Source organism: Devosia sp. 919, assembly GCF_013185965.1.
Lineage (GTDB): Bacteria > Pseudomonadota > Alphaproteobacteria > Rhizobiales > Devosiaceae > Devosia.
On record NZ_JABAOL010000004.1, the window covers coordinates 61,875 to 81,769 of the forward strand.

At 64.1% G+C, this 19,895-nt stretch carries 17 protein-coding genes; 13 read left to right on the plus strand and 4 right to left on the minus strand.

Annotation, left to right across the window (positions count from 1 at the left end; translation table 11 throughout):
• The first annotated feature begins 252 nt into the window (after positions 1 to 252).
• The 9 genes from HRQ64_RS19485 to HRQ64_RS19525 all read left to right on the plus strand — a co-directional run bounded on the left by HRQ64_RS19485 (position 253) and on the right by HRQ64_RS19525 (position 12,133).
• Entirely contained in the window at positions 253 to 2,466 is a 2,214-nt protein-coding gene (locus HRQ64_RS19485; protein WP_172125806.1) for an EAL domain-containing protein, read from the plus strand.
• Between the two features lie 195 nt (positions 2,467 to 2,661).
• A complete protein-coding gene (locus HRQ64_RS19490; RefSeq protein WP_172125808.1) occupies positions 2,662 to 2,814 on the plus strand; it encodes a hypothetical protein in 153 nt (50 codons plus the stop codon).
• A gap of 55 nt (positions 2,815 to 2,869) precedes the next feature.
• Entirely contained in the window at positions 2,870 to 3,883 is a 1,014-nt protein-coding gene (locus HRQ64_RS19495; protein WP_172125810.1) for a GNAT family N-acetyltransferase, read from the plus strand.
• On the plus strand, positions 3,883 to 4,059 hold the full coding sequence (locus HRQ64_RS19500) for a hypothetical protein (RefSeq protein WP_172125812.1): 177 nt from the start codon (positions 3,883 to 3,885) through the stop codon (positions 4,057 to 4,059). The genes HRQ64_RS19495 and HRQ64_RS19500 overlap by 1 nt, the downstream gene beginning before the upstream one ends.
• Positions 4,060 to 4,363: 304 nt before the next feature.
• On the plus strand, positions 4,364 to 6,073 hold the full coding sequence (gene kdpA, locus HRQ64_RS19505) for a potassium-transporting ATPase subunit KdpA (protein ID WP_172125814.1): 1,710 nt from the start codon (positions 4,364 to 4,366) through the stop codon (positions 6,071 to 6,073).
• A gap of 11 nt (positions 6,074 to 6,084) precedes the next feature.
• Entirely contained in the window at positions 6,085 to 8,148 is a 2,064-nt protein-coding gene (gene kdpB, locus HRQ64_RS19510) for a potassium-transporting ATPase subunit KdpB (protein WP_172125816.1), read from the plus strand.
• 16 nt (positions 8,149 to 8,164) lie between these two features.
• Positions 8,165 to 8,755, plus strand: coding sequence for a potassium-transporting ATPase subunit KdpC (kdpC, locus tag HRQ64_RS19515; RefSeq protein ID WP_172125818.1), 591 nt, complete (start codon positions 8,165 to 8,167; stop codon positions 8,753 to 8,755).
• Positions 8,756 to 8,762: 7 nt separating this feature from the next.
• Positions 8,763 to 11,444 (plus strand): sensor histidine kinase KdpD, encoded by a 2,682-nt coding sequence (locus HRQ64_RS19520; protein WP_248307253.1) that lies wholly within the window; start codon positions 8,763 to 8,765, stop codon positions 11,442 to 11,444.
• Entirely contained in the window at positions 11,441 to 12,133 is a 693-nt protein-coding gene (locus HRQ64_RS19525) for a response regulator (RefSeq protein ID WP_127754404.1), read from the plus strand. Before HRQ64_RS19520 ends, HRQ64_RS19525 begins: the two co-directional genes overlap by 4 nt.
• A gap of 40 nt (positions 12,134 to 12,173) precedes the next feature.
• Here HRQ64_RS19525 and HRQ64_RS19530 read toward each other — a convergent pair whose 3' ends face one another.
• From HRQ64_RS19530 to cydD, 3 genes are read right to left on the minus strand one after another with little or no spacing between them, the layout of a single operon-like run.
• Positions 12,174 to 12,638 (minus strand): hemerythrin domain-containing protein, encoded by a 465-nt coding sequence (locus HRQ64_RS19530; protein WP_172125820.1) that lies wholly within the window; start codon positions 12,636 to 12,638, stop codon positions 12,174 to 12,176.
• Positions 12,631 to 14,322, minus strand: coding sequence for a thiol reductant ABC exporter subunit CydC (cydC, locus tag HRQ64_RS19535; RefSeq protein ID WP_172125822.1), 1,692 nt, complete (start codon positions 14,320 to 14,322; stop codon positions 12,631 to 12,633). Before cydC ends, HRQ64_RS19530 begins: the two co-directional genes overlap by 8 nt.
• Complete coding sequence (gene cydD, locus HRQ64_RS19540) at positions 14,319 to 16,076, minus strand: thiol reductant ABC exporter subunit CydD (RefSeq protein WP_172125824.1); 1,758 nt, start codon at positions 16,074 to 16,076, stop codon at positions 14,319 to 14,321. The genes cydC and cydD overlap by 4 nt, the downstream gene beginning before the upstream one ends.
• 140 nt (positions 16,077 to 16,216) lie before the next feature.
• Here cydD and HRQ64_RS19545 point away from each other — a divergent pair, with 140 nt between their 5' ends.
• The 4 genes from HRQ64_RS19545 to HRQ64_RS19560 all read left to right on the plus strand — a co-directional run bounded on the left by HRQ64_RS19545 (position 16,217) and on the right by HRQ64_RS19560 (position 19,574).
• Entirely contained in the window at positions 16,217 to 17,815 is a 1,599-nt protein-coding gene (locus tag HRQ64_RS19545) for a cytochrome ubiquinol oxidase subunit I (RefSeq protein WP_127754400.1), read from the plus strand.
• Positions 17,816 to 18,964, plus strand: coding sequence for a cytochrome d ubiquinol oxidase subunit II (gene cydB, locus HRQ64_RS19550; protein ID WP_172125826.1), 1,149 nt, complete (start codon positions 17,816 to 17,818; stop codon positions 18,962 to 18,964). It abuts the gene before it with no gap.
• A gap of 12 nt (positions 18,965 to 18,976) precedes the next feature.
• Positions 18,977 to 19,072 carry a cytochrome bd-I oxidase subunit CydX gene (gene cydX, locus HRQ64_RS19555; protein ID WP_127754398.1) on the plus strand — a complete coding sequence of 32 codons (96 nt, stop codon included), beginning with the start codon at positions 18,977 to 18,979 and terminating at the stop codon, positions 19,070 to 19,072.
• A gap of 211 nt (positions 19,073 to 19,283) precedes the next feature.
• A complete protein-coding gene (locus HRQ64_RS19560) occupies positions 19,284 to 19,574 on the plus strand; it encodes a hypothetical protein (RefSeq protein ID WP_172125828.1) in 291 nt (96 codons plus the stop codon).
• A gap of 13 nt (positions 19,575 to 19,587) precedes the next feature.
• Here the strand turns inward: HRQ64_RS19560 and HRQ64_RS19565 are convergent.
• On the minus strand, positions 19,588 to 19,895 hold a 308-nt coding region (locus HRQ64_RS19565), incomplete at its 5' end, for a gamma-glutamyltransferase (RefSeq protein ID WP_172125830.1).

The window sequence follows — 19,895 nt, forward strand, 5'->3', positions numbered from 1 at the left end:
AGGGCAGGCTCTTCTTGATACTTCTGCCAGTCAACTAACCTTATAAGGCTGCGGTGGGGAATTGGGGCTCGCTACTGAGCGCACAAGGCCTGAAATGATCCATGGAGAATTCAGATTTCTCCAGCAGAGCGTTTAAGAGGGCGAAAGTAATGTGACCGTAACTACTTTGATAGTTTGATGTGCGGCAGAGATCCTTACGAAAGCGGCTGCCAGGTTGGCCGACTAACGTGTGCGTAAATCGGCATCCGCGTCATGAATAGACTTCAACACGGCAAAGAGCACAGCATAAGGCCAGTGGCGACGGTTTCGCTCTGTTTAGCTTTGGCGCTTGTGCTTGCCTTTGCCGTGGCCGCGTGGTGGGCAGTTCATAGAATAGACACCAGGGAACTGGTGGAAGAACAGCATTATATTGCCGCCGGAATTGCTGCTCGCAAAGAGCGCATCGCTATGGAGCAGGACAGCTCCGCTGCCGGAGACGATGCCGTCGTCAACCTACGGGCGGCGAACCAGACCTGGATCGCCCAGAATCTGGTCGAGTGGATGGGGACCTTCTTCAAGCACGATCGCGTCTACGTCATTGCGCCGGATAACCGCGTGGTGCGAGCCGCCAACGAGGGCGTGACGGCGGAACCCGAGGTCGACCCCCGTGACTTGCCAACCGTCGAAGCACTAACGCAGTTGCTTCGTCAGGAGATGGCCGCCGTTTCAGCAGCCATGAGCGACTCAACTGCCGCGATTACTGGCTTGGGACTGTCTGAAACCGCCCGCCTAACCGACGGGCAACTGGCGTTTGTGAGCATCAGGCCCGTTGTTCCAACAAGTCGCGCCGTAACCCAGACTCCAGGCAGTGAATTCCTGCATGTTTCAGTTGTCTTGCTAGGCTCGGGATTTCTCGACCAGCTCGGTCGGCAAGCGGGTTTGACTGACCTTCGGATCGGGGGACCCGGTAAGGGTAGCGGTACACTACCGCTGCTCAGCAATGCTGGCCGCATAGTTGGCTTTGTTGTTTGGACACCAATAAAACCGGCACTGGCATTGTTGAAGGATAGCGCCCCTGCCGCGCTGGGCTTGTTGCTGTTGGGCTCCGCCGGGATGGGCGGCTTGCTGGTGTGGCTGCGGCGAACCACGCTACAACTGGAGCAAAGCCAAGCCCAGATCGAGTTCCTGGCCTTCCACGATCCCTTGACCGGCATTGCCAACCGGGCCCTCTTTGAAGTTCGGCTGCAGGAGGCACTGCAGTATGAGTATCTGGCCAAGGCCAAAGTCGCGCTGGTTTGCATCGACCTCGACAAATTCAAGGAGATCAACGACACGCTCGGCCATGCAGCCGGTGACCAGCTTATCAAGCAGGTTGCGCGCCGCTTGTCTGCCACCCTCCCTGAAGGAGCGACGCTGACCCGTCTGGGGGGCGACGAATTCGCGCTCGTGCAGCCTGGCGTTGTCAGCGACGGACATGCGCGTTTCTTGTGTCAATCGATGCTGGACAGCTTCCACGATCCCTTTGTGCTTGGCGGCGAGGCGGTCAATGTCACGGCCAGCCTCGGTGTCGCCCTTGAAGCTGGGGACGCGGTATCCACCGCTGAAATGATGCGGTGTGCCGATGTGGCGCTTTATGCCGCCAAGGCTGCCGGCCGGAACTGCTTCAGGATCTACGATCTCTCGATGGACCAGTTGCGGCGGGAGAAGCGGATCTTGGAAGTCGACTTACGCAATGCCCTCCTCGGAGGAACCGAGCTCCATTTGCTTTATCAGCCCATTTACGGCGCACTGGGCGGGGAGATCGTCGGGGCCGAGGCCTTGGTGCGCTGGAACCATCCGGTGCGCGGCCCGCTGTCGCCCGACAGCTTCATAGGCGATGCCGAAGAGCGGGGTGTCATTCACGAGCTTGGCCTCTGGGTTTTGGCACAAGCCTGCGGCTTTGCAGCCAGGGCCGAGCTGCCCTGGATCGCGGTTAACGTGTCCCCCCTCCAGTTTGATGATCCCAGCCTCGCCGATCGCATCCTCGACGTTCTTTCCAGCCAGCATCTGCCGCCTGACAGGCTTGAACTGGAGATTACCGAAGGTATCCTGCTGAAAAATTCGCCAATGGTGCGCGATACGCTGGCAAAGCTGAGAACAGCCGGGATCAGAATTGCACTCGATGATTTCGGCACCGGATATTCCTCCATCAGCCATTTGCGGCACCACAGCGTCGACAAGCTCAAGATCGATCAATCGATTACCCGTGACCTCCTGCGGGATACGGCCACGAGCACGATTGTCCGTTCCATCATAGAAATGGCGCATGCCTTGGGCGTGAGCGTGACTGCTGAAGGTGTAGAAGACGACTTGCAGCTGCAACGGCTGAGGAACTTGGGCTGCGCCAGCTTCCAGGGCTATTTGCTGTCGCGGCCCATCCCAGGCGATCGGCTGATTGAGATAGTCGCATCAAGCAAGCAAGGGAACTTGCTGCAGAATCTGCGATGACGCGCGGGGCCGGGCACAAGCACGGTCCGCCCCCTAAGGGCAGAGAGTGCACCTTCAGCAGACCGTAGCGCTGTGCTGTGGACCGTGTGGGCACCGCATCTTTAGCTCGGCTTTACGTACCTAACCCCCAATTCACATCGAAACTTTACGCGCCCCGGGAGCATCTTCGCGCCGGTTCGTTCGTGGAGTTTCGAGATGTACCGGTACAACTGGTATCTGCATCGCCATTTCGGCGGTGCCGCGCAATGCGAGGGTGCGGCGCTTGGGCGGCGCGCGCGGATCACCCTGGTCGTGGTGGCCCTGCTTTACGCGATTGCAGTGGTCGGGGCCCTCGTCCTGCTGACCTGATCGGCCGCGCACCCCACCACCAGCCCCCATTTTGTTTCAAGGAGAACGACACACCATGTCGGCTCATGCGTTTTTCGCTCATTTTTCCACCTTTGCCCGCTTGCGCCGAGCGGGGGAAGCGGACCTGCCGCAATTGCGGGCCCTGAGCGAGCGAGCCTGTGGCGAAGGCAAGCACACCGCCCTCGATTGGCCCGAACTGCTGCAAGGGGAGGGTGCCTATGTGCTGGTGGCCACCGAATGCCACCTCGTGGTTGGCGTTGGCATCTTGGCGCACGGCTATAGCGCTGCAGAGGCCTCCCTCCCATTCCTGCTGGTGAGCCCCGATGTACGCTGCCGTGGCATTGGGCACCTCCTGCTCGAAACCCTCGTGGGCCGTGCCCGCTCCGAAGGCGGCGCCGTGCTTTATGCCGCTGTGCCCGAGCGCGCCGATGGCTTGGCGCGCCTTTATGCCGAGCACGGCTTTTTCGATCTGGGCTCGGGCGAATGGGCCTTCGGGCTCTGGAACGGTCATCAGTCCCGCTCTTATAGTGACATTGCCGTGCCCTGGCACGATCCGGTTGCCCCCGAAGAGTCGGCCGCCCAGTGCCTGCTGGTGGCCATGGGCGCATTGGAGCCTGCCATGCTGCTGACGCCGCGCGCCCGCCAGGTCGTGGCCCAGGAACTGAACTCGGAAGGCGCTGACTTGCCCGTGGCGCATGCCATGGCGCTTGCCGCGGCGCGGCTCCGTTATGTGGTCCGCATTGGGTTTCAAGCCACGGGCGCCTTGCCGGCGCCCGATCTCGCCGATCGGCTCATCGAGGAGCCCATGCCCGGCACGCCCGAAATGATCCTGGGCTATCTCGCACGCCGCCAGATCTGCATCATGCGCCTTCATCTGCCGCGCCTGGCGGCGGAAACCGAGCCGCGCTGGTATCTGGTGACCGGTTTCGACGGCTTTCTGTTCCGCCTCCATGACGTGACCGGGGACAGCCTCGCCAATCGGCGCAATGTGGTCACGGCCGCTGAAATGCGCCTGGCGCTGCAGGATTGCGAACCCGATGACGCCCTGATCCTTTCCAGGGTGGCGTGATGGCCTGGATGCTGTTTTGCCAGGCGCGGGCGCGGGTGGTTCATGGCGCCGCCCCGGTGCGACGGTCGCGGCGAGAGCGCGACCGGGAGGCCGAACGGGACGTGCTGCTGCTGGTAAGCGCGGTGGGACTGCCGTTCTGCAGCGGCCTTGTGGTCCTTGCCACCCTATTGTTTTGAGGCGCCTCCCGGCGCCTCTTTTCTTTATGGCGGCCTTATGCGGCATGACTGCTTTTCGTATGGAAACTTTACGCTCCGCGGGAGGAATGTCCGGGCCTCTCTTTCCGGAGGCTCGATATGTTCGACATCTTCTTTCTGGCCCTTGGCCTGGGGTTTTTTGCCCTGACTTATGCCCTGGCCCGGCTGCTGGCTCGCGTGTAGCGCCATGCTGTTCTTGCTCTGGGGCGCCGGCGCCCTCGCCATTGCCGTTTACATGGTTATCGCCCTGTTCCGGCCTGACAAACTTTAGCGGAAACTCACCAAAATGAACTGGCAAGGATGGGCGGAAATCGCCCTGACCCTTGGTCTCGCCCTCGCATTGGGCTGGCCATTGGGTATTTTCATGTCGCGCGTCTGGAACCGGGAAAGCACCTGGCTCGACCCCGTGCTCAAGCCCATCGAGCGCGGCTTTTACGCCGCTTGCGGCATCGACCCCAACCGCTCGCAGGGCTGGCTGGGCTATGGCGCTTCGCTGCTCGCTTTCAACCTCGTCGGCTTTCTGCTGCTTTATACGATGCTGCGCCTGCAGGGCGTGCTGCCGTTCAATCCGCAGGGCTTTGCCGGGGTGACTCCGGATCTCGCCTTCAACACGGCGGTCAGCTTTGTGTCCAACACCAATTGGCAAAGCTATGCCGGCGAAACCACGATGAGCCACTTCACCCAGATGGTGGGCCTGACCACGCAGAACTTCGTTTCTGCCGGCACCGGTGCTGCCATCGCTGCCGCGCTCGCTCGCGCTTTCGCGGGCAATAAGGAAGCCGGCATCGGCAATTTCTGGGCCGATCTGGTGCGCACCACGCTTTATGTGCTGCTGCCCCTGTCGCTGGTCTTTGCCGTGGGCCTCGTTGGCATCGGTGTGGTGCAAAATCTCGCGGCCGGTGTTTCGGCGACGACGCTTGAAGGCGCGAGCCAAACCATTTCGGTGGCGCCCACCGCTAGCCAACTCGCCATCAAGCAATTGGGCATCAATGGCGGCGGCATTTTCAACGCCAACTCAGCCCATCCCTTCGAGAACCCCAGCCCGCTCACCAATCTCCTGACCGCTGTAGCCATCAACGTACTGGGCTGGGCCGCATTCTTTGCCTTTGGCCGCACGGCCATTGCCCGCAAGGATATTCGCGCCCTCGCCACGGCCGCCATCATCATCCTGGCGGCCGGCGCCGCAGTGATCTACCACAGCGAAGCCCAACCCGCTCCCGCCCTTGTTGCCGCCGGGATCGAGAACCCCCTCAACCTCGAGGGCAAGGAAACCCGCTTCGGCATCGCCAGCACGGCCGCCTGGGCGGCCCAAACCACCGGCGCCTCCAACGGCTCGGTCAACGGCATGCATGACAGCTTCTCGCCCCTGGGCGGCGGTATGGCCATGCTCTTGATGATGCTGGGTGAAATCCTGCCCGGCGGCATCGGCTCGGGCATTGCCATCATGGTCGTCATGGCCGTGCTCTCGGTGTTCGTGGCTGGCCTCATGGTCGGGCGCACGCCCGAATATCTGGGCAAGAAGATCGAGGCGCGCGAAATCCAGTTCGCCATGGTGGCGCTCCTGATCGTGCCACTCTCGACCCTGGGTTGGGCGGCGCTCACCGTGGTGTGGCCCGGCGGCTTGTCGAGCCTCTTCAACCCCGGTGCGCATGGCCTGAGCGAGCTGCTTTATGCCTATACCTCGGCCACGGCCAATAACGGCTCGGCCTTTGGCGGCATCTCGGCCAATGTGCCCTGGTGGAACACCACGCTGGGCCTGGCCATGCTGATGGGGCGCTTTATTCCCATCGTGGCGGTGCTTGCCATCGCCGGCAGCATTGCGGCCAAGCCCAAGCTGGCCCCCAGCGCCGGCACGCTGCCCACCAGCGGCACGCTGTTTATCGGCCTGCTGATCGGCATCATCATCATTCTGGGTGCCCTGCAGTATTTCCCTGCACTCGCCCTCGGCCCGATCGTCGAGCACCTCCAGGTGCTTGAGACGATTGGGGCCAATTAAGGTTTCTCATCATGACATCAGTGGATTTCAACACCGAGGCGTCGACCCCGAGGCGCCTGGCCAGCAGCTTTTCGCCGGCCATGCTCGGCCGGGCGGTGGGTGAGAGCTTCAGCAAGCTCGACCCCCGCAAGCTCTTCGGCAATCCGGTTATTCTCGCCACCGAACTGGTGGCGGTGCTGGCCAGCATTTCGGCGGTGGTGGCCTTTACCTCGGGCGGCAATGGCGGCTTTGCCACCGCCATCGCGCTTTGGCTCTGGGCCACGGTGCTATTTGCCAACTTCGCCGAAAGCGTCGCCGAAGGGCGCGGCAAGGCGGCGGCCGATAGCCTGCGCGCCACCCGCACCACCACCAAGGCCAAGCTGATCGTTGACGAAAAGCAGGGCCTGATCGTCCCCACGCCGGCCCATGAACTGGGCCTGGGGCAGATCATCCTCGTTGAGGCCGGTGACGTTATCCCCGTGGACGGCGAAATCATCGAGGGCATCGCTTCGGTCAACGAAGCGGCTATCACCGGTGAATCGGCTCCGGTGATCCGCGAGTCGGGCGGCGACCGCTCGGCCGTCACTGGCGGCACAACGGTTGTTTCGGACTGGATCAAGGTGCGCGTCACCGCCCAGCCCGGCTCCACTTTCCTTGATCGCATGATCGCCATGGTGGAAGGCGCTGATCGCCGCAAGACCCCCAACGAGATCGCGCTGGCCGTGCTTCTTGCCGGCCTCACCCTGATCTTCCTGATCGCCGTCGTGACCCTCCTGGGCTTTGCCGCCTATTCCGGCCTCGCGCTTGATCCCGTGGTGCTGGGCGCCCTTTTTGTCTGCCTGATCCCCACCACTATCGGCGGGCTCCTCTCGGCCGTGGGCATTGCCGGCATGGACCGGCTGCTCAAAGTCAATGTGCTGGCCACGTCCGGCCGCGCGGTGGAAGCGGCGGGCGATGTCGACACGCTCCTGCTCGACAAGACCGGCACCATCACCTTTGGCAACCGCATGGCCACCGAAGTGATCGCCTCGCCTGGCATTCGCGACGACCTGGCTTTCCAGGCCGCGGTGATGGCCTCGCTCGGCGATGAAACACCCGAGGGCCGCTCCATTGTGGAACTCGGGCGCAACAAGGGCGTCGTCACCGACGTGCCGGCCGGCGCCAATGTGATACCGTTCTCGGCTACCACCCGCCTTTCGGGCCTCGATGCCGGCGGCAAAAGCTGGCGTAAGGGCTCGGTGGACGCCATTTTGCGCTTCACCGGCAAAAGCGCGGCCGACACCCCGGCCGCCTTCCGCCAGGCGGTGGAACGCATTGCCCGCTCCGGCGGCACCCCGCTCGGGGTCGCCGAAGGCAGCAACCTCCTGGGCGTCATCCACCTCAAGGACGTGGTCAAACCCGGCGTGGCCGCCCGCTTTGCCGATCTGCGCAAAATGGGCCTACGCACGGTGATGATCACCGGCGACAACCCGGTCACCGCCGCCGCCATTGCCGCGGAAGCGGGCGTTGACGACTTCCTGGCCGAAGCCACCCCTGAGGACAAGCTGCGCTTGATCCGCGAAGAACAGGGCAAGGGCCGGCTCGTTGCCATGTGCGGCGACGGCGCCAATGACGCTCCAGCCCTCGCGCAGGCTGATGTGGGCGTGGCCATGCAGACCGGCGCCCAGGCGGCCCGTGAAGCGGGCAATATGGTGGATCTCGACAGCGATCCCACCAAGGTCATCGAGATCGTGGAAGTGGGCAAGCAGATGCTGATCACCCGCGGTGCGCTGACCACCTTCTCCATCGCCAACGACGTAGCCAAGTATTTCGCCATCATCCCGGCCCTGTTTGTCGGCGTGCTGCCCCAGCTGCAGGCCCTCAACGTCATGGCGCTGCAAAGCCCCGAAAGCGCCATTCTCTCGGCCGTGATCTTCAACGCGCTGGTGATCGTGGCGCTGATCCCGCTGGCCCTGCGTGGCGTCAAATACCGTGCCGTGGGCGCCGGAGCGCTCTTGTCGCGCAATCTCTTGATCTATGGCCTTGGCGGGCTGGTGGCGCCCTTTATCGGCATCAAGCTGATCGATCTGGTGCTCACCGCTGTCGGTCTGGCCTAGGAAAGGAACCAGGAAAATGCTGAACCAAGCCAGACCCGCCCTTGTCTCCATGCTGCTGTTTTCGCTGCTGCTGGGCGGCGCTTACCCCGCGGTGGTGACCGCCGCCGGTAGCGCGCTGTTCCCCGCCCAGGCCGAGGGCTCGCTGCTGCGCAACAATGAGGGCGTCGTGATCGGCTCGAGCCTGATCGGGCAAGTCACCACCGCGCCCCATTATCTGTGGCCCCGCCCATCGGCGGCCGGCAACGGCTATAATGCCGCCGGCTCCTCGGGCTCCAATCTGGGGCCGCTCAATCCCGCTCTCCTTGAGCGGGTGGCGAGCGATGCGGCGGCGGTGCGGGACTATGCCCCCGCCGGTGCCCCCGTACCGCCCGATGCGGTCACCACTTCGGGCTCGGGTCTCGACCCTGAGATTTCGCCCGAATTTGCCGACCTGCAGGCCGACCGCATTGCCGCAGCCCGCGGCATCGACGCCCAAGCGGTGCGCATGGTTATTGCCCAGAACACCGAAACCCCCTTGCTTGGCTTTATCGGCCAGCCCAGGGTCAATGTGTTGCTGACCAATCTGGCCCTCGACAGCGCCTATCCCCTGCCGGCGCCCACGGAGTAAACTCGCCTTGCAAGACTACCGACGCCCGGATCCCGAAGCTTTGCTCATCGCCGCGCAAAACGCGCATCGCGGCAAGCTCAAAGTGTTCCTGGGCATGGCCCCGGGCGTCGGCAAGACTTATGAAATGCTGCGCCAGGCCCGCCGCCGCAAGGCGGAGGGCCTCGACGTGGTGGTGGGCCTCGTGGAAACCCATGGCCGCAAAGAAACCGAGAGCCTCTTGCGCGGGCTCGAAGTTCTGCCGCGCCAACCCATCGACCATCGCGGCCGCACGCTCCTCGAATTTGACATCGACGCTTCGCTGGCTCGCCGGCCCGAACTGCTGATCGTTGATGAATATGCCCACACCAATGCCTCGGGCTCGCGCCATCCCAAGCGCTGGCAGGATGTGGAAGAACTGCTTTGCGCTGGCATCGATGTTTGGACGACGCTCAATGTCCAGCACCTCGAAAGCCTGGTGGATGTGGTGCTCAAGATCACGGGCGTGCGCCAGCGCGAAACTGTGCCCGACAGTGCCCTCTCGCGCGCCGACGATATCGAAGTGGTCGACATCACCCCGGCCGAGCTGCGCGAGCGCATGGCCGCCGGCAAGGTTTATGTGCCCGAAACCGCGCGCCTCGCCGCCGACAATTTCTTCAAGCCCGAAAACCTCACCGCCTTGCGTGAACTGGCGCTGCGCCGCGCCGCGCAAACCGTGGATGACCAACTCAATGCCGCCATGCGCGTCAAGGGGCTCGAAGGGCCTTGGGCCGCTGGCGATCGCATTCTGGTGCTGGTCGCCGATGATGCCATGGCGGGCGGCCTGGTCCGGCAGGGCCGGCGCCTCTCGGACACCATGAAGGACGCCCCCTGGATCGTCGCCCATATCTCGCGCGGCCGCCACGAAGACGGCGATGCCGGCACCACCTCGCGCCTGACCGATGCGCTCAAGCTCGCCGAACAGCTGGGCGCCACCACCGTCGTGCTCAATGGCGACAATCTGGTTGCTACAGCCCTGCAATATGCCGGCCAGAACAACGTCACCCAAATCGTGATCGGCAAGGGCCCCGATAGCCGCCTGCGCGAACTGTTGGGCCTGTCCTTGGCCGCCGAATTGCTGCGCGCCGCCCGGGGCGTTTCCATCCATGTGGTCACCGAGCCGGGGGAAAGTGCTCCGGCACAGCGGCGCTGGTGGTGGCTGCGCGGCCTGCGCCATAGCTGGCCCTCCCACCTTGTGGGCATGGTTTATGTGGCCGCGGCCACCGGCATTGCCCACCTGCTGGATCAGCGCTTCGAACGCGCCGATCTGGGTATGATCTATCTGGCCGCCATTCTCGCCGCCGCGATTCTTCATGGCTTGTGGCCGGGCCTTGTGGCCGCCGTTTTCGCCTTCTTGCTTTATAACCTCCTCTTCCTCAGCCCCCGCTACAGCTTTGCCATCGGCTCGCCCACGGACCTTCTGACCCTGCTGGTGTTCCTCGCCGTGGCCCTGGCCACCGGCATTCTCGCCGGCCGCTCACGCGATCGCACCCGAGATGCCCAGCGCCGGGCCGGCGATGTCGCCTCGCTCCTTGTCGCCAGCCGCGCCTTTTCGCGCGCGCCCACCCGCCTCGACGCGGCCAAGGCCTTGGTGGAGCAGACCACGGCAGTGACCGGGGCCAAATCGGTGGTGCTCTTGCCCCGGGGCGATGATCTGGAACTGGTGGCCGGCGCGCCCGATCTGGCCCAGCTCGGCGCCGGTGCCATGGCGGCCGCCCGTTGGTCCTGGGAACGGGGCGAGCTGGCAGGGCAGGGCACCGGCACGCTGCCGCAAACCAGCTGGACCTTCCGGCCCCTCCAGGGCGTCGCCAGCCGCACCGGCGTTCTGGGCGTGGAGGCCCAGGCGCCGCTGCCAGGCTCAGACCGCGAAAAACTCCTGACTGCGCTGGCCGATGGCGGCGGCGTGGCGCTGGAACGCGCCGATCTAGTGCTCCAATCGGTGGAAGCCGAAACCCTGCGCCGCTCCGACCGCTTCCGCACCGCGCTCCTCAACTCCGTCAGCCACGATTTGCGCACGCCGCTGTCGACAGTCCTGGGCGCGTCCTCGACGCTGATCGAGCTGGGCGACAAGCTCGAAGCCCCGGTCAAGCTCGACCTGCTCCACTCCATCCGCGAGGAGGCCGAGCGCCTCAATCATTATATCCGCAACCTCCTCGACATGACCCGGCTCGAGGGCAATGGCGTGACGCTCCGCCTCGAAGCCTGCGATGTTGAAGCCATTCTGCGGGCGGCCGCCGCCCGCCTCAGCCGGCGCTTGGGCGAGCATTCCATTTCCTATGATTTCCCCACGGCACTGCCCATGGTCATCGTCGATCCCGGTTTGCTGGAACAAGCCGTGGTCAATATCCTCGAAAACGCCATTGCCTATTCGCCCGACAACACCGAAATCAGCATCGCCGCCTATGAGGACCGCTCCAAGATCGTGATCAGCATCGAGGATGAGGGCCGCGGCATTCCCACCGCCGAGCTGGAGCGGGTGTTTGACAAGTTCCGGCGCCTTGAAGAGCCTACCGACCGCGGCAAGGGCGTTGGCCTTGGCCTTTCCATCACCAAGGGCTTTATCGAAGCCATGGGCGGCACCATTCAGGCCGCCAGCCCCATCCATGGCGATAAGGGCACCCGCATGCTGATCGGCCTCAACAAATCGCCGCAGGATCACTGGATCAAGCCATGACCGAAATCCGCAAACGCGTCCTCGTGATCGATGACGAGCCGCAGATGCATCGCTTTTTGGGTCCGGCACTTGAGGCGGCAGGCTATGCGCATCTGCGGGCAGATAACGGCGCGCAGGGCTTGCGCGAAATCGTGCTGCGCAGCCCCGATGTAGTGATCCTCGACCTTGGCCTGCCCGACATGGACGGCAAGGATGTGCTGGTGAAAGCCCGCACCTTCTACGATGGCCCGGTGATCATCCTTTCCGCGCGCGACAAGGAAGGCGAAAAGATCGAGGCCCTTGAAAAGGGTGCCAATGACTATGTGGAAAAGCCTTTCGGCATTGGTGAACTCCTGGCGCGTATTGGCGTCGCACTCCGGCAGCGAGGAGCGGTGCAGCCTTCGCAGGCCAAGGTGTCCTTTGGCGACATCGTGGTGGACCTCGATCTGCGCTATGTGACCCGCGCCGGCGAGCCGATCCGTCTGCCGCCCAAGGAATATGCCTTGCTGACCCGCCTTATCGCGGGGCAGCGCAAGGTGTTGACCCACAAGGAACTGCTGAGTGCAGTTTGGGGCGCTGCCCATGTCGAGGACACGCAATATCTGCGCGTGGCGATCGGCCAACTCAGGCAAAAATTGGAACGGGACCCGAGCCAGCCCGCGCATCTGATCACCGAACCCGGTATCGGCTACCGCCTGCTGCTGGATTGAGCGGCGCCGTCTGGCGCCAAACGGTGGCAGCGGGCAAGGTCTAGATGGGCGCCGCCCGCGGCTGTTTCTCCACCAGTTGCATCAGGGGCACTAGCAGATGCTCTTCAAAGGCGATGTGGCGGCGCAGGCCCTCGAAGAACCCGCGCAGCATGAAGCCTGCGGCTTCAGGCGAGACGCTGCGCCGTCCTTCCCCATAGGAATGCAGCATCTCCTGCACTTCCTCGGCGTAGAACAGGTCGAGCTGGTGTTCAAAGCGCAGCTGCTTGAGCGTTCCACCGAGTTCTGCCTGCAGCGGCTTGAGGGTAAGAAGCGCGGGAAAGATTTCGCCTTCCTCGAGTTCCTGGGCCTCAGCCAGAAGGGGGCCAAGCGCCCGGGCGAGGGCCAGGCATTTGTGCCGGTCGACATTGTTGGGCAGGCTGTCGGCCACCGTCTCGAGTTCGTCGCACATGGCGAGAAGCCGCCGATGCTGGGTGGAAAATCCTGCGGCGCGGTTATGGTCAGGCATGGGCGTTCTCCGCGATTGATGGGGTACGGCGCAGCGGCACGAGGCGGCCGGCCTTGAGGCTGAGCACGGTGTCAAAGCCGCTGGGTGGCAGGCTCGCATGGGTGATGACGATGACGGTGCGTCCGCCGGCAAGCTCAGGTAGGTCGGCGAGGAAGGCAGCTTCGGTTTCGCGATCGAGGCCGCTGGTCGGTTCGTCCAGCACGATCACATCGGCGCTTGAGAGGAGGGTGCGCGCGAGGCAAAGCCGGCGCGCCTGCCCGGCAGAAAGGCTCAGGCCCGCCTCGCCCAGATAGCTGTCGAGCCCGTCGGACAGGCCGGCGACGAGGCCGTCGAGCTTGACGGCGCGCAGCACCTCCCACAAAGCGGCGTCGCTCGCCTCGGGCGCACCGATGCACAGGTTCTCGCGCACGGTGTCGAGGAAAACAGGGGCATCCTGGCTCATCAGAGCCAAGCGCCGGTGCAACTCCGCAGCGCGGATGGCGCGCAGGTCAATCCCGTTGAGCTGCACCGCACCTGCCCGCGGATCGCAAAGACGCGCCAGCAGCTGGGCAATGGTCGACTTGCCGGCGCCGCTGGGCCCCACAATCGCCGCCACGCTGCCACTGGGGATAGTGAAGCTGACATCCTTGAGCACTGGCCGGTCGGCGTCATAGCCGAAGGTGACGTTCTCGAAGCGCAGCGTGCCACCAGCGGGCACGGCGACGGCCTTGGCGGCTTCGCGTATGCCGGGCGCTTCCTCGGCTAGATCGCGCAGCCGTTCGGCCGCAGCGGCAGCCGAGGCGAGCCGAGTGGCGCTGCGCACCAGCACCGCACAGGCTTCAAAGCTGGCGACCACCGCCAGCACGAGACCGGCAAGCAGGGGACCGTTCAGCACCCCGGCCTGCATGGCCGGAATGCCCGCCAGGAGCATGCCGATAATGGCGGCGCCTGTTGCCACCTGCACCGTAGCCGAAGCCAGTGCGCCATAAAGCCCCAGGCGCCGGCGCGCCCGGGCCAGCCGTTCGCCCGCAGCAGACGCCGCTTTGCTGGCCCGATCGGTTTGCCCGAAGAGGACCAGGTCCTGGTGGCAGTCGAGGCCATCCAGCACGGCCTGGCGCAGGGCTGCCGAAGCGCGCACGGCCTCCTCCCCGCTGCGGCGGGAAGCCAGGATCAGCATCACCGGTACGAGCACGGCCGCGGTGAAGAACGCCCCGGCATAAACAAGCCCAGCGGCACCGGACACGGCGCTCAAGCCCAGGCTCATGGCGAGACCCGTCAGCACGGCCGTGGTGATCGGTCCCAAGGCCACGAGGAAGGCAGTATCGAGTGCTTCCACATCGGCGGTGAGGTGGCTGACGAGGTCAGCCCGGCCATGGCGGCGACCCAGCGGCAGGATGGGAAAGAGCTTGCCAAAGAGCCAGTGACGGATGTCGCTGAGGAGGCGCAGCGTCGCGTCATGCCCCGCAAGCTTTTCGCCATAGCGCGACAGGATGCGGATAAAGGACAGCCCTCGGACCCCGGCTGAAGGCGCAAAGAGGTTGAAGGCTGCCCCGGCGGTGCTGATGGCGGCGGCGGTCAGGAACCAGCCGGACAGGCCCAGCAGCGCGATGCCCGCGGCAAGGGTCACGAGCGAGAGGAGCAGGGCGACAAGGAGGCGCCGACGTTGCCGCGCGAACAGCGGCGCGAAGTGCAGGAGCGCGTTCATGCGGCGCCTTTCCGGGAAACAAGAGCTGTGCGGGCAGGGTTGGGTGCGGCCAGGATGCTGCCGCCGGCAATGCGGAAGACCTTGTCCATCCGCTCGGCGACCGCATGGGAGTGGGTGGCGACAAGAAGCGTGCGCCCCACGGCAAAGTCGAGCAGCCCGTCGAGCACCTGGCTTTCGGTTTGCGCATCGAGATGGGCTGTAGGCTCATCGAGCAGGATCAGGGCGGGATCGCGCAGATAAATGCGGGCCAGAGCGAGCCGCTGCACTTCACCGCCCGAGAGCCCGAGGCCATTTTCGCCCACGAGGGTGTCGAGCCCAAGCGGCAGCGCATCGGTAAAGGCGGTCACCTTGGCCCGTTCGGCCGCCCGCCGCACGGCTGCATTGTCGGCGTCCGGGCACCCCAGCCGGATATTGTCGGCAACCGTGCCGGCGAAGATGCGCGGGCGCTGGCCCAGCATGGCCACACGCTGGCGCAGTTCACCCTCCGGCACCGCAGCGAGCGGGATGCCATCGAGCATCACCGTGCCCTCGAATGGGCGCAGGCGGGCAAAGGCTTCCAGCAGTGTCGACTTGCCAATGCCGCTCATCCCCAGGATCGCGTAATGCGCGCCGGCCGGAACCTTGAGGGCCGCCTCGGTGATGACCCTTTGCTCATCGGGCGAAGCGATGGTGAGGCTTTCCGCGTGCAGCGAGATGCTGCGATGTTGCGCTGGTGCATTCACAGGCACGGCCTGGGCTTCCGGCGCCGTGGTCAGCTCTGGCAGGTCGCCCAATTGCCGGGCGATCTCGCCGGCCGCTGCCTTGGCCGATGCCCGGTCATGGTAATGGGCGGCCATCAGGCGCAGCGGCTGGTAAACTTCGGGTGCCATGAGGAGGCAGAACAGCCCCGCCTGCAATGTCAGCTCGCTGCCGCGCAGGGAAACGAGGTCGAGAAAGGTCAGCCCGACATAAAGGGCGACACCGGCAACTCCGAGTGCGGCGAAGAATTCGAGCACCGCCGAGGACAAAAAGGCGATGCGCATGACCCGCATGCTGCGCAGCCGCAATTCCTCGCTGGCGTTGAAGATATCGTCGGTCTCAGCCGCTTCGCGCCCGAACAATTTGAGGGTCACCATGCCCCGCAGCCGGTCGGCGAAGCGGCCGGTCAGCCGGCTCAGCGCCTGCGCCTGGGCCTTGCCGGCGCTTTCGGCGCCCCAGCCTGCGAGGGCCATGAAGACCGGGATCAGCGGGGCGGTGAACAGGAACAGCAACGCCACGACCCAGTCGATGGGGAAGGCCACAATGGCAAAGGCCAGCGGCAGCACGGCAGCCTGCACCATGGCCGGCATGTAGCGCGCAAAAAATCCGTCCAGCGCCTCGACCTGCTCGACCAGAGCGGTGCTGAGCGCGCCTGAAGACTGCCGCGCGGTCCATACGGGTCCCCGCGCGAGCACGGTGTGCAACAGGTCGCGGCGCAGCCTGGCCTTGAGCCCCTCGCTCGCGCGCACCGAGATGATCTCGCTCAGGACGGCCAGTGCTGCGCGGGCGCCGATCAGCCCGCCGACAACGAGGATGGAAGGCACCAGCTGCGTCAGGCCAGCACCCTCGATCACCGCGCGATGGATCACATCGGCCAGCACCCAGGCTTGCGCCAGCAGCAGCGCGCCGCCCAGCAGCGGCAGTGCCAGCGCCAGAACGGCGGCGCTACCGGCTTGGCGGTAAAGCCGGGTGATCCACCGGCTGCGATCGCGTTCGGATAAGGGAGTGTCGGTCATTACGGGGCCTTCGAAAAGATGGGCTTATCTAGGTGCTCCGTGCCCCCGGCCGCCTTGATCTAGGTCAAGGTATTTTGGCCCCGCCGGTCCTATCGAGGCGCTCATGCCGGCAGGTGCCGGTTTGATTAGGGGCTTTTCGCATGATTGATATGACAGTCGTCGATCTGTCGCGCCTGCAGTTCGCGGCGACAGCGATGTACCACTTCATCTTCGTGCCGCTGACCCTGGGACTGTCGTTCCTCATGGCGATCATGGAGAGCGTCTATGTCATGACCCGCCGGCCGATCTGGCGGCAGATGACATTGTTCTGGGGCGTCTTGTTCGGCATCAACTTCGCCATGGGTGTCGCAACCGGCATCGTGATGGAATTTCAGTTCGGCATGAACTGGAGCTACTACAGCCATTATGTGGGGGACGTGTTCGGCGCCCCGCTCGCCATCGAGGGCCTGATGGCCTTCTTCCTCGAAGCAACCTTTATCGGCCTGTTCTTTTTCGGCTGGGATCGTCTCAAGCCGGTCACCCATCTGGTGGTCACCTGGCTCGTGGCCCTGGGCGCGAACTTCTCCGCGCTCTGGATCCTGATCGCCAATGGCTGGATGCAGAACCCGGTCGGGGCGCTCTTCAATCCCGACACCATGCGCATGGAAGTGGTCAACTTCGTCGAGGTGATCTTCAATCCGGTGGCGCAGGCCAAGTTCGTGCATACGGTTTCGGCCGGCTATGTCACCGGCTCGGTGTTCGTTCTGGGCGTAAGCGCCTTGTTCCTCCTCCAGGGCCGCCATGTGGAGCTCGCCAAGCGTTCGATGACGGTTGCCGCCTCGTTCGGTCTGGCCTCGGCCCTCTCGGTCGTGGTGCTGGGCGATGAGTCGGGCTACGTCGCCACCGAGCACCAGCAGATGAAGATTGCTGCCATGGAGCTCATGTATGAGACCGAACCGGCCCCTGCCGGGCTCAATCTCTTTGCCATTCCTGGAGCCGACAACCGCCCGGCCTTTACTGTCCAGCTGCCCTGGGTGCTGGGCCTGATCGCGACGCGCTCGCTCGATCGCGACCTGCCTGGCATCACCGAGCTGGTTGAGCATGCGGCGGTGCGCATCGCCAGTGGCGTTGAAGCCTATAAGGGGCTCGAGGGCATCCGGGCCAATCCCGAAGACAGTGCTGCCCGTGCCCTTTTCGAAGAACACCAGCGCGACCTCGGCTATGCACTGCTGCTCAAGCGGTATCGCGACGACGTCCAGAACGCCACGGGCGAGGAAATCACCCAGGCAGCCCTCGATACCGTGCCCGATGTCTGGCCGCTCTTCTGGAGCTTCCGCGTCATGGTCTTTGTGGGCATGTTCTACATCGTCTTTTTCGCGCTATGGTTCCTCAAGGCCAGCCAGCACCGGCTCCACACCAACCGTGTCCTGCTGTGGGCGGCCGTCCTGACCATCCCGCTGCCCTGGATCGCCATCGAAGCCGGCTGGATCATTGCCGAATATGGCCGCCAGCCTTGGGTGGTGGAGGGCGTGCTGCCCACCTTCTACGCGGCCTCGGGCCTCAACTGGTGGGACCTGGCCATCTCGCTGACCTTCTTCATGATCGTCTACACCGTCCTTTTCGTCATCATGACCTGGCTTATGGTGCGGGTGATCAAGGCGGGCCCTTCCGACAAGCTCGGGCTTGGCCTTCCCGAAGAGGATTTCACGGGTCGGCGCACGCCGCCTGCACCCAGCCCCAATGCGGAGATCGCAGCTTAAATGAGTGCTATTCCTCTCGACTACGAAGTGCTGCGCCTCATCTGGTGGGGTTTGCTTGGCACCCTGCTGATCGGTTTCGCTATCATGGGTGGCATGGATCTGGGCGTGGGTGCCCTGCTGCCCGCGGTGGGGCGCACCGATGAGGAGCGGCGCGTCCTCATCAATCTCATCGGCCCGACCTGGGAAGGCAACCAGGTCTGGCTCGTGCTGGGGGGCGGCGCGATCTTTGCCGCCTGGCCCACCCTTTATGCGGTGAGCTTTTCCGGCTTCTACATCGCGATGATTGCCATTCTGCTGGCGCTGATCCTGCGTCCGGTGGGCTTCAAGTTTCGCGGCAAGGTCAAGGATCCGCGCTGGCAAAAGGCCTGGGATTGGGGCCTCTTCCTCGGTGGCTTCGTGCCGGCGGTGGTGTTTGGCGTGGCCGTAGGCAACGTCTTTCTCGGCGCTCCCTTCGGTTTTGATGCCAATATGCGCATCAGCTATGCCGGCAACTTCTTTGGCCTACTGACGCCCTTTGCCCTGCTAGCGGGGATCGTCAGCCTTTGCATGCTCCTCACCCAGGGGGCGAGCTATATCGCCATGCGCACCGAAGGCATCACCGCCGAGCGGGCACGCCTTTATGGCCGCTGGGCCGCCCTCGCCACCATCATTCTCTTTGTGGTCGGCGGGATCGCGGCGCTGTTCTTGCTGAATGGCTATCGGGTCACGAGCATCCAGAACCTGGCCGGCCCCTCCAATCCGCTGGGCAAGACCGTTGTGGTCGAGCGTGGCGCCTGGGCGGCCAATTACAGCGCCTATCCCTGGATGATGATCGCTCCGGTTCTGGCCATTCTTGGCTCGGCCACGGCGTTTCTTGCCCTTGGCGCCCGGCGCAAGCTTGCCGCCTTTATCGGCTCGAGCCTTGCCATTTTCGGCATCATCAGCACGGCCGGATTGTCGCTGTTCCCGTTCCTGCTCCCGTCTTCGCTCGATCCCTCGATGAGCCTTACGGTTTGGGACAGCTCGTCGAGCCAGCTCACCTTGTTCCTGATGCTGGTGATGACGATCATCTTCCTGCCCATCATCCTTGGCTACACCAGCTGGGTCTTCAGCGTCATGCGCGGGCCTGTCACCACCGCCAGCCTTGGCCGCAATCCCAACGCTTACTAGGAGTTCAGTTCAATGTGGTACTTCGCCTGGATCCTCGGGGTAGGGCTCGCCTGCTCTTTCGCCATCCTCAATGCCATGTGGTACGAGATGCGCGACGATCGCTTCTGAGAGAGCGCTTGGCGGGACGTGCTTGCATGTCCCGCTTTTTCATTGTGGCCTCTACCCGCCGAACCTACCGAAGGGCAGTCCGCCCCTGGCTTCAATGCCCCTCATTCGGTCGTCCAGGCCATCTTCGATTCCTGATTGCTACCGGTCCGCTTAGCTTGCTACCATAGCTTGCCTGAAGTCCATGTCAGATGCCTGCTCGTGGAGGCTCGCAATGGATCGCTTATCCCATCGGACTGGCGTCACCTGGAAGTGGCGGGTGGCATTTGCGTGCACTGCCTTCGCGGTGCTCTTGCTCCCGGCCGTAGCCACGCAAGTGTCTGGCGAAGTGAACTGGGGCGCCGAGGATTTCTTTGCAGCAGCGGGCCTATTGGCGGCAGCTTCGGCTGCAATCGAAGTTCTTTTCAGAGCGGTTCAAACTGTCCGCGCACGATTAATGGGCACAAGCTTAGCGCTCATTGCTCTTCTTGCCATCTGGGCACAACTGGCCGTCGGCATCTTCTAGCTCTCCAAACCTCTCACCCCCTGGGATCGTGACCTCCATCGAGCGAGCCATCGATGTCGATGGCAATCGCGCCGGCCTGTCCTGATAGTGGGCTCAACACGGGGATCGGCGCCACTTCGTGGCCGCGCCTTGCGAGTTCTTGGTGAACTGATGGTGGGAACTGACCTTCAAGTTTAAGCGTGTCGCGGCTGTCCGAAAATGTCCGTCCCAGCAAGAACCTCCCCCCCGCCAACGCTTCGGCTGGCCGTCTGCCGTAATCAATGAGGCGCGTGAGCAGCATGGCGAGCGTTTGCGGCTGCCCGTCCGCCCCTTGGGTCCCAT

What these genes read in the sequence shown, in the direction of transcription:
- HRQ64_RS19485 (WP_172125806.1), top strand. Translation starts at nt 253, where the DNA reads ATGAATAGACTTCAACACGGCAAAGAGCACAGCATAAGGCCAGTGGCG.
- HRQ64_RS19490 (WP_172125808.1), top strand. Translation starts at nt 2,662, where the DNA reads ATGTACCGGTACAACTGGTATCTGCATCGCCATTTCGGCGGTGCCGCG.
- HRQ64_RS19495 (WP_172125810.1), top strand. Translation starts at nt 2,870, where the DNA reads ATGTCGGCTCATGCGTTTTTCGCTCATTTTTCCACCTTTGCCCGCTTG.
- HRQ64_RS19500 (WP_172125812.1), top strand. Translation starts at nt 3,883, where the DNA reads ATGGCCTGGATGCTGTTTTGCCAGGCGCGGGCGCGGGTGGTTCATGGC.
- kdpA (WP_172125814.1), top strand. Translation starts at nt 4,364, where the DNA reads ATGAACTGGCAAGGATGGGCGGAAATCGCCCTGACCCTTGGTCTCGCC.
- kdpB (WP_172125816.1), top strand. Translation starts at nt 6,085, where the DNA reads ATGACATCAGTGGATTTCAACACCGAGGCGTCGACCCCGAGGCGCCTG.
- kdpC (WP_172125818.1), top strand. Translation starts at nt 8,165, where the DNA reads ATGCTGAACCAAGCCAGACCCGCCCTTGTCTCCATGCTGCTGTTTTCG.
- HRQ64_RS19525 (WP_127754404.1), top strand. Translation starts at nt 11,441, where the DNA reads ATGACCGAAATCCGCAAACGCGTCCTCGTGATCGATGACGAGCCGCAG.
- HRQ64_RS19530 (WP_172125820.1), bottom strand. Translation starts at nt 12,638, where the DNA reads ATGCCTGACCATAACCGCGCCGCAGGATTTTCCACCCAGCATCGGCGG.
- cydC (WP_172125822.1), bottom strand. Translation starts at nt 14,322, where the DNA reads ATGAACGCGCTCCTGCACTTCGCGCCGCTGTTCGCGCGGCAACGTCGG.
- cydD (WP_172125824.1), bottom strand. Translation starts at nt 16,076, where the DNA reads ATGACCGACACTCCCTTATCCGAACGCGATCGCAGCCGGTGGATCACC.
- HRQ64_RS19545 (WP_127754400.1), top strand. Translation starts at nt 16,217, where the DNA reads ATGATTGATATGACAGTCGTCGATCTGTCGCGCCTGCAGTTCGCGGCG.
- cydB (WP_172125826.1), top strand. Translation starts at nt 17,816, where the DNA reads ATGAGTGCTATTCCTCTCGACTACGAAGTGCTGCGCCTCATCTGGTGG.
- cydX (WP_127754398.1), top strand. Translation starts at nt 18,977, where the DNA reads ATGTGGTACTTCGCCTGGATCCTCGGGGTAGGGCTCGCCTGCTCTTTC.
- HRQ64_RS19560 (WP_172125828.1), top strand. Translation starts at nt 19,284, where the DNA reads ATGGATCGCTTATCCCATCGGACTGGCGTCACCTGGAAGTGGCGGGTG.